Consider the following 7,224-nt stretch of genomic DNA (forward strand, 5'->3'; position numbering starts at 1 on the left):
CCACGCGACGACGGGGGTGACGTCGTAGCCGGTGGCGGCAACGTGGGCGGCGGGCAGGATGCCGAGCAGGTCGACCGTGTCCGCGTGCAGCCCGACCTCCTCGTTGGCTTCCCGGAAGGCGGCCGCCACGCTGGAGGCGTCCGCAGGGTCGACGCCACCACCGGGGAAGGCGCACTGCCCGGCATGGCTGCGCAGCCGGGCGGACTTCTCGATGATGATGAGCTGCAGGTCCCCGGGGGCGGCCCCCGCCTCGCCGGAGAAGCAGATGAGGACGGCCGCCTTGCGTCCGTCGCGCGCAGGACGCCCGCGCACCACGCTCTCGCCACCGCCCGGCTCGGCCAGCGCGGTGACGAGCCGATCCAGGGAGGCCGGGCGCGGCGTCACAGGTCCACCCCCAAGTAGGTCGCCGTGGCGGAGACGAGTTCTTCGGTGGACGCCACCGCCCCCACGGTGCGGTACACGATGCGTCCCTGGGCGTCGACGAAGATCGTGACGGGGATGCCGGTGAAACGAACCGGACCGGCCGTTTGCCGCAGCGGGTCGGTGACGTGCGGATACGTCCAACCTGCGTAGGCGGCGAACTCGATGGCCAGCGCCGGGTCGGGGTCGGAGTAGTCCACACCCAGCACCGTCACCCGCCCTGCGGCGCGAGCCGCGAACTCGGTCAGGTGCGGCGCCTCCTCACGGCAGGGCCCGCACCACTGAGCCCAGAAGTTGATCACCATGGGCGTCCCGCGCAGCCCGGCGAGGTTGACCTGACGGCCGGACCCAAGGCAGCCCAGCAGCAGATCCGGCAGTCCCCCGGCGACCGGTTCGGCGGACGCCGGCGTGACCGGGCAGTCGGCGATGCCGGCCCGCTCGCGCTGAGCGACGAGGGCGGCGTCCACGGCGACGTCGGGAGCTGGGCCCTCCTCCCGGGGGGAACCACAGCCGCCCAGCAGGATCAGGCCGAGGACGGCGGCGACCAACACCAGGAACGTGCGCGGACGCCGCACAGCGACAGTCATGCGCGCGGCTCCCTCACGAGGGTGGCGGCGATCTCCGGATCGGTGGGCCCCTCACCGAAGCTGGGGCACACCGCCGCCAGGTCGCAGACGCCGCACGCGGGCCGCCGCGCGTGGCAGCGGCGACGCCCGTGCCAGATGATGCGATGGTTCAGCCGCACCCACTCGTGTGGCGGGAACAGCGCGCCGACGGCGTCCTCCACCACGTTCGGCTTGGTCGAGGACACCCAGCCGAGCCGGTTGGAGACGCGGATGAGGTGCGTGTCCGGGGTGATGCCGGGGACGCCGAACGCGTCACCGAGGACGACGTTGGCCGTCTTGCGGCCCACCCCAGGCAGGGTGACGAGGTCCTCGAGGACGCCGGGCACCGCCCCGTCGTAGCGTTCGACGAGGGCCTGCCCGATGCCGATCAGGTGTCCGGCCTTCGCCCGGAAGAACCCGGTGGGGCGGATGATCGTCTCCAGGTCGTCGACGTCGGCGCCCGCATAGCTGGCGGCGTCCGGATAGCGTGCGAACAACTCCGGGGTCACCGTGTTGACGCGCCGGTCCGTCGACTGGGCTGACAGGACTGTCGCCACCAGGAGTTCGAGGGGCGTCGTGAAGTCGAGTTCGCACCGCGCGTCGGGGTACATCTGCCCCAACGTCGCATAGACGACCTCCGGCTGGCCCACTACCAGGCAACCCCGGCAGGTTCGACGGTCAACTCGACCTCGACCGGGGCATCCAACGGCAGGACGCTGACCCCGACGGCGCTGCGGACGTGACGCCCGGCGTCGCCGAACAGCTCCCCGAGGAGCTCGCTGGCGCCGTTGGCGACGGCGGGCTGACCGGTGAAGGTGGGGTCGCTGGCCACGAAGACGGTGACCTTGATGACCCGGCCGATCCGATCGAGTCCGCCGATGACGGACGCGGCGGCGGCCAGCGCGTTCAGCATGGCCGTCCGGGCCGCCTGCACGGCGTCCTCAAGGCTGACCTCGGCGCCGACCTTGCCGCGGTGGGTGAGTTCACCGGCGACGGAGGGTAGCTGCCCAGAGGTGTAGACGTGACCGCTGCTCACGGTGGCCGGCACATAGGCGGCCAGGGGTGCGGCGACGGGAGGGAGGCTCAGTCCCAGTTCGGCCAGCCGGGCACTCGGGGTGCTCATGCGAACTGGTCGGGGATCGGACGCTTGAAGTAAGCGACGAGGTTCTGCGGGTTCGGACCGGGAATGATGGTGACGAGCTCCCAGCCGTCCATCCCCCAGTTGTCGAGGATCTGCTTGGTCGAATGCACCAGAACAGGCGCGGTGGCGTACTCCCACTTGGTCATGGCCTCACCCTAGATGATGAGGCGACCGTGGGCTCAGCGAATCTTCCCGGGGCCGCAGAGCACGGTCTGCCAGGAGCGAATGTCGGTGCGCTGCCGCAGCAACTGGCGGCGCTCCCGCTCGGTCATGCCGCCCCACACCCCCCACTCGATGCGGTTGTCGAGAGCTTCGGCGAGACACTCGGAGCGCACGGGACACCCCATGCAGACCAGCCGTGCACGCTTCTGATCAACACCTTCGGGAAACAGCTTGTCCTGCATGCCCCGACACTTGGCCTGAAGCGTCCAGTCTTCCGTCTTGCTGAGCGTCATCGCCCACCTCCCTGACGTGGCGGTCGCCGTCCGGATGACCCGCACCGGCATCACAGAATGATAAACGCGCCAGTGCAACTTTGCCAACGCATGTTGCATGCTGAGGCAGGCGCTACCATCCCCGTCCCGGGGTCTAGGCTCTGTTGCCTTGTCACCCGGCCGGGCTACCGGCGTGGGGGCATCCTAGACCCGACCTGGCGGGGTCGCGCCGTCCGGCATCGGGAATTCTCAGGTGCGTCCCGTACCCTGGTTCATATGCGTGCACCAACCATGGGTCGCAGGCTGTATTCGGCCTTGATGTTCGTCGCCGTGAGTGTCCTCGGCGGCGTCCTTGTCGCGGGCCTCGCCGTTCCCACGGCGAGTGTCGCGGCGGAGTTCTCCAAGGCCGGCGCCACCGCGATCCAAGCCATCCCCAAAGAGGTCGAGACGCCCCCTCCCGCCGAAGGGTCCAAGGTCTTGATGGCCGACGGTTCGGTGCTGACGAATTTCTATGACGAGAACCGCGTGTACGTCTCGCTGGCCGACATCGCCCCGGTGATGCGCCTCGCGCAGGTGACGCTGGAGGATCGCCGCTTCTACGAGCACGGCGCCATCGACCTGCGCGGCACGCTGCGCGCCTTGGTGCGAACGTCCAGCGGCAACACCCAGGGCGGCTCGACGCTGACGCAGCAGTACGTGAAGCTGGCGCTCATCGACAAGGCCGTCGCGGACAACGATAAGGAGGCCCTGGCGGCCGCCTACGACCGCACGTTCTCCCGCAAGCTGCTGGAGCTGCGCTACGCGATTGCGCTGGAGGACAAGATGTCGAAGGACGACATCCTCGAGCGCTACCTGAACCTGTCGTATTACGGTGCGGGCGCCTACGGCGTCGAGGCGGCAGCCCGCCGCTACTTCGGCACCACGGCGAAGGACCTGACCCTGGGCCAGTCGGCGATGCTGGCCGGGCTGGTGCGCAACCCGGCCACGACCGACCCGATCAACCACGAGAAGCTCGCAATCGAGCGGCGCAACAACGTCCTCGACGTGATGCTCGGCCAGAAGGTCATCACGCAGGAGCAGTACGACGAAGCCCGCGCCGAGGTGTTCGACCGCAGCAAGATCACGACGACGGCGCACGGCTGCGCCGCCTCCGAGTTCCCGCACCTGTGTTCCGTGGTGGAGAAGACGCTGCTGCAGATGGACAGCCTGGGCCCGGACACCGAGACCCGGCGCAGCCTGCTGAACCGGGGCGGGCTGACGATCCAGACAGAGATCGATCCCCGCACCCAGCGCGCCGCGCAGGACGCCGTCTCCAACTACGTCTACGCGACCGATCCGGTCATCGGCGTCATGGTGATGATCGAGCCGGGCACCGGCCTGATCAAGGGCATCGCACAAAGCCGCGACAAGATCGGCAGCAACGCCGGTGAGACGTACTGGAACTACGCGATGGAGCCCAGCCTCGGGGGCGCCGAGGGCTATCGGGGCGGTTCCACGTTCAAGATGTTCACGCTCGCTGCCGCGATCGACAAGGGCTATCCCACCTCGCGAAGTTACGACTCCCCCAAGGAGAAAGACTGGAAGGGCGAGGTCTTCCGCACGTGCGAAGGCAGTGTGAAGGTCCCCAAATCGTGGGGCGTCACCAACGCGGGCGGCGGTGGCGAGTTCGACATGTACACCGGGGCCAAGTACTCGGTGAACAACTACTTCGTCTCCCTGGAGCAGGACGTGGGCCTGTGCGAGGTGACGCAGATGGCAGAGAAGTTGGGATTGAAGCTCAGCGGCACGACCTTCACCAAGGCGCAGAACCCGTCCTTCACCCTGGGTGCGGCCGAGGTGTCGCCCATCTCCTTGGTGAACGCCTACGCGACGATCGCCGCGCGCGGCAAGCGCTGCGAGCCGATCATCTTGAAGTCGGCGGTCAGTAAGGACGGCAAGAACTACGAGGTGCCGTCGGCGAACTGCCAGCAGGTGATTTCCGAGGGCGTCGCCGACGCGATCGCCGACGTTCTTCGCGGCCCCTTCAACGGCGGAACGGCGTCCTCGGCCGCCATCCCCGGCTACAACATCGCCGGTAAGACGGGCACCGACACGGGCACCCCGACGATCTGGACGGTCGGCATGACTCCCCAGTTGGCCGGCATCGCGATGCTGACCGTCGACGGCAAGGCCGACCGCTACAAGAATGTCCGGGCCGAGCGCCGCTCCCTGACCGGCGCCCCGATCCGCGACGGCGCCTACCGGCTGCGTGGCAGCTCCGGTGGCGAGGCGGGTGCCGGCATCTGGAAGCCCGCCATGACCGTGGCCCTCCAGGGGCTCGAGAAGGGCGACTTCGTCAAGCCGGGCGCGGACAGCGCCACGGGCGAGACGGTCAGCGTCCCGAGTTGCTCGGGCATGAGCCTGAACGACTGCCGGGCGGTCCTGCAGCAGGCAGGCTTCGGCACGTCAGTCGTGCGCGTCGAGAATGCGAAGAAGGCGGGCACGTTCCTGGGCCTGTCCCCGAAGTCGGAGGCGCCGAAGTTCAGCACCATCAAGCTGATGGTGTCGTCGGGCCCGAAGGCCGAGGCCTCCGCCCCGGCGTCCGCCGCGCCCGCGACCAGCGCCCCGCCCGCCACGGGCGGCGGGACTGACGGCAACCGGTGAGTGGCCGTGTTGGGTTGCGTGCGCTAGGCGCGCTCGCAGCTGTCGGTGCCGCCTGCGTCACCTATGGGGTGGCGATCGAGCGCACCGCGTTCAGGGTCCGGCGTGCGAGCGTCCCGGTGCTTCCGGAGGGTGCACGTCCCCTCCGGGTGCTGCACGTCTCGGACTTTCATCTGCTGCCCCGCCAGGGCCACAAGCGGGATTTTCTGCGCGGCCTCGCGGGCCTGGAACCTGACCTGGTGGTGTCCACGGGCGACAGCATCAGCTCCCCGGACGCGATCGAACCGCTGATCGAGTCGTTGGGACGCCTCAAGGACGTCCCAGGCGTGTTCGTGTTCGGGTCGAACGATTTTCACCAGCCGACGTTCAAGCTGCCGGTGCGGTACCTGTTCGGGCATTCGGGTGGAGCCGCGAAGGCGGAGCCGTTACCGATGCCGACCGGCGAACTGCGCGCCGCCCTGGAGGGCTTGGGCTGGGTCTACCTGGAGGAACGGACCGCCGATCTGGACATCGGCGGGCAGAAGTTCCGCTTCCGCGGCACCGGCGATGCCCACCACGAGCGGGACGACTACAGCGCCGTCGCGGGCCCGGCGTCCCCGGACGCGGTGGAGATCGGCGTCACGCACGCGCCCTACCTCCGGCTGCTGGACGCCATGACCGCCGACGGCGTCGCGATGATCTTCGCCGGACACACCCACGGCGGCCAGGTCTGCATCCCCGGGCGGGGCGCCCTGGTGACCAACTGCGACCTCCCCCGCGAGCACGCCAGCGGCCTGTTCACCTACGACGCGGGCGGCCACGAAAGCTACGTCAACGTCTCCGCAGGGGTGGGCATGTCCCCGTTCGCGCCGTACCGGTTCGCCTGCCCGCCCGAGGTGTCCCTGCTGACGCTGGTGCCGCGCGGCTGACCGCCTCGCACCGGGAGCGTGCCGGCGCGAAGGTGCCGGTTCGGGCGGGCCCGCCCGCGGGTGGTGTCCGCGCTCAGTGGGTGAACGCCTCGCTGATGGCGTAGCTGTCCTCGTGCATCTGGTAGCGCGGGTGCCCGTCCAGGGACGCGGCGGTTGAGGAGTTCGACGCGGTCCTCGATGCCGAGCTTGCCAAGCTCGCCGCGGCGGTCCCCCTGACCCGCGACCAGGCTCGAGACCTGGGTGACTACGCGGGCCGGGTGTTCGACCACCACCGGGCCCACCCCCACCTGCTGCGCCTCATGTCGTGGGAGGCCTTGTGCGACGACGGCCAGACGGTCGCCGAGGAGGCGCGCGCCGCGCACTAAGCCGACAAAGCCTCCGCGATCGCCGCAGCTCAAGCGGCGGGCGCGATCCGTGCCGAGGTGCCTGCCCCCTACCTGTTCTCGGCGGTCATGGCGATGACCACCTGGTGGTTCACCTCCCCCCACGTGGCCGAGATGATCGCCCCCGACACCACGGACGGCACACCCTCACCGCGTCGCGCCATGCTCGTCGCAGCAGTCGACCAGCTCACCGCCCCACCTGAACACCACCCCAACGCCTAGGTCGAACGACACCTCCGCCGAGCGGGTCTCCGCACGTACACCCGATCGAGCAGACACCTAGGCCCCAAGCGCCGTCTGCACAGGTGCACCGACGATGTGAGATTCCCCGCGCGTTGAGATATGCTGACCAACGGCCCTGATGGGCCATCGGGGTGTGGCGCAGCTTGGTAGCGCGCTTCGTTCGGGACGAAGAGGCCGCAGGTTCAAATCCTGTCACCCCGACCACAGAGTGTTGAGGAATCATCAGTTCCAGCGTGGGCGTTCCACAGGCACCACATCACCTGGCCATCTCGCCGAGGACTGAGGCTGAACCCGCCGAAGACTGAGGTTTGGGCCACCCAGGACGCGCCGCCCGACCCTCGATGGAGGGATTCCCCGACCGCAGTCTGGTTGCCAGGGTTGCGCGGACTGAACTTCCCACCTTGGCCCCTGGTGACGGCGACTCCGCTCCTAGGGTGGGGCCATGAGACC

General features: G+C 69.2%; 8 protein-coding genes, 1 tRNA gene and 1 pseudogene. 4 read left to right on the forward strand and 6 right to left on the reverse strand.

Annotated features, from left to right (window positions below):
• The 6 genes from V7E09_RS13605 to V7E09_RS13630 form a co-directional block, all read right to left on the reverse strand.
• The coding region (locus tag V7E09_RS13605) for an NUDIX hydrolase (protein ID WP_324523549.1) at positions 1-384 on the reverse strand (384 nt) is incomplete at its 3' end.
• Entirely contained in the window at positions 381-1,007 is a 627-nt protein-coding gene (locus V7E09_RS13610; protein WP_324512214.1) for a TlpA family protein disulfide reductase, read from the reverse strand. The genes V7E09_RS13605 and V7E09_RS13610, both read right to left, overlap by 4 nt.
• A complete protein-coding gene (nth, locus tag V7E09_RS13615; RefSeq protein ID WP_442956895.1) occupies positions 1,004-1,681 on the reverse strand; it encodes an endonuclease III in 678 nt (225 codons plus the stop codon). Before nth ends, V7E09_RS13610 begins: the two co-directional genes overlap by 4 nt.
• Positions 1,675-2,148: a RidA family protein gene (locus V7E09_RS13620; RefSeq protein WP_324512212.1), complete on the reverse strand. Its 474-nt coding sequence runs from the start codon at positions 2,146-2,148 to the stop codon at positions 1,675-1,677. The genes nth and V7E09_RS13620 overlap by 7 nt, the downstream gene beginning before the upstream one ends.
• Positions 2,145-2,312 carry a hypothetical protein gene (locus V7E09_RS13625; protein ID WP_324512211.1) on the reverse strand — a complete coding sequence of 56 codons (168 nt, stop codon included), beginning with the start codon at positions 2,310-2,312 and terminating at the stop codon, positions 2,145-2,147. Before V7E09_RS13625 ends, V7E09_RS13620 begins: the two co-directional genes overlap by 4 nt.
• A gap of 33 nt (positions 2,313-2,345) precedes the next feature.
• Positions 2,346-2,621, reverse strand: a complete 276-nt coding sequence (locus V7E09_RS13630; protein WP_324512210.1) for a WhiB family transcriptional regulator — start codon at positions 2,619-2,621, stop codon at positions 2,346-2,348.
• 255 nt (positions 2,622-2,876) lie between these two features.
• On the opposite strand from V7E09_RS13630, the gene V7E09_RS13635 reads away from it, so the two are divergent.
• The 4 genes and pseudogenes from V7E09_RS13635 to V7E09_RS13650 all read left to right on the forward strand — a co-directional run bounded on the left by V7E09_RS13635 (position 2,877) and on the right by V7E09_RS13650 (position 6,978).
• Positions 2,877-5,243: a transglycosylase domain-containing protein gene (locus V7E09_RS13635; protein ID WP_324512209.1), complete on the forward strand. Its 2,367-nt coding sequence runs from the start codon at positions 2,877-2,879 to the stop codon at positions 5,241-5,243.
• Positions 5,240-6,148, forward strand: coding sequence for a metallophosphoesterase (locus V7E09_RS13640; protein ID WP_324512208.1), 909 nt, complete (start codon positions 5,240-5,242; stop codon positions 6,146-6,148). Before V7E09_RS13635 ends, V7E09_RS13640 begins: the two co-directional genes overlap by 4 nt.
• A 236-nt stretch (positions 6,149-6,384) precedes the next feature.
• A pseudogene (locus V7E09_RS13645) lies at positions 6,385-6,753 on the forward strand (hypothetical protein).
• A 148-nt stretch (positions 6,754-6,901) separates the two neighbouring features.
• Positions 6,902-6,978: transfer RNA gene (locus V7E09_RS13650), tRNA-Pro, on the forward strand.
• Positions 6,979-7,224 lie beyond the last annotated feature (246 nt).

Origin of the sequence: Propioniciclava sp., from assembly GCF_036744435.1 — a bacterium.
Taxonomy (GTDB): domain Bacteria; phylum Actinomycetota; class Actinomycetes; order Propionibacteriales; family Propionibacteriaceae; genus Propioniciclava.

Bases quoted from the DNA above. Each gene is read 5' to 3' on its own strand.
- V7E09_RS13630 (WP_324512210.1), bottom strand. From the start codon at position 2,621: ATGACGCTCAGCAAGACGGAAGACTGGACGCTTCAGGCCAAGTGTCGG.
- V7E09_RS13625 (WP_324512211.1), bottom strand. From the start codon at position 2,312: ATGACCAAGTGGGAGTACGCCACCGCGCCTGTTCTGGTGCATTCGACC.
- V7E09_RS13635 (WP_324512209.1), top strand. From the start codon at position 2,877: ATGCGTGCACCAACCATGGGTCGCAGGCTGTATTCGGCCTTGATGTTC.
- V7E09_RS13620 (WP_324512212.1), bottom strand. From the start codon at position 2,148: ATGAGCACCCCGAGTGCCCGGCTGGCCGAACTGGGACTGAGCCTCCCT.
- V7E09_RS13610 (WP_324512214.1), bottom strand. From the start codon at position 1,007: ATGACTGTCGCTGTGCGGCGTCCGCGCACGTTCCTGGTGTTGGTCGCC.